This is a genomic window from Arthrobacter sp. N199823 (assembly GCF_002929705.1).
Lineage (GTDB): Bacteria > Actinomycetota > Actinomycetes > Actinomycetales > Micrococcaceae > Specibacter.
Genome location: NZ_PJIN01000052.1, coordinates 1 through 714 on the forward strand (window position 1 = coordinate 1; position 714 = coordinate 714).

The following is a 714-nucleotide window of genomic DNA, read 5'->3' on the forward strand; positions in this document are numbered from 1 at the left end:
CACTAGCTTGGTGCGAGCTAGCGAGTACCAAGCCTCCTGAAACCTCGACGCCACGACGGATCTTCACCCTGCACCTGGGCATAAAGAAAGAGCCGGCCAATGGCCGGCTCTTTCAGTTTTCCCTTCGCACAGGAAATCTATTTAGAAAAGTGTAGGTTCTTCTGGATCAACGCCGCTCATGATCGGCCCTAAGACTGCCATATCCCAACCATGTTCCAGGGCTGCATCACGCAGCGCGTGTGATCGGGCGGCAAATGCCGCCCGTCCTGTGCCGCGCCAGTGCCAACTTGCGCCGTTGGCGTGCCTTCCATCCCACACCCGATCCAGCATATTCTCCCGCTGAGTACCCAGAATGAGGTGTTCCGGATCTGGCCGGACACAGATGGGGATGTTGCAGATGTGCCGTAGGACATCGCCGTCTCGAACCGGGGTTCCAGTGACCAACTCGAAGGCGTAGCGGTGAGGGCGCACGGAGGTATCTCGGCCATTCTGACGCAGAAAGTACCGTCCATAGCCATCATCAGCCACAGCACCAGTCCACAGCCAACAGTCTGAGGGCCCAGGACCTTTGAGGACCTTGGACCAAAAGCGGTCAGTTGGTGCGGCTGAGGTTTTCATCAGGCTCTTTCCTCTTCCTGCTCTTGGTGCCCGGACATAATGGCCAGTGCCAGTGGAATCTGCACTAATTTACGTCGTTACTTTCTAACGCCATTT

Annotated in this window: 1 protein-coding gene; it reads right to left on the reverse strand. The window is 56.7% G+C overall.

From position 1 onward, the window contains the following. Positions 1 to 141 precede the first annotated feature (141 nt). Positions 142 to 618 (reverse strand): HNH endonuclease, encoded by a 477-nt coding sequence (locus tag CXQ93_RS20180; protein WP_104112173.1) that lies wholly within the window; start codon positions 616 to 618, stop codon positions 142 to 144. Between the last annotated feature and the right edge of the window lie 96 nt (positions 619 to 714).

What these genes read in the sequence shown, in the direction of transcription:
- CXQ93_RS20180 (WP_104112173.1), bottom strand. Translation starts at nt 618, where the DNA reads ATGAAAACCTCAGCCGCACCAACTGACCGCTTTTGGTCCAAGGTCCTC.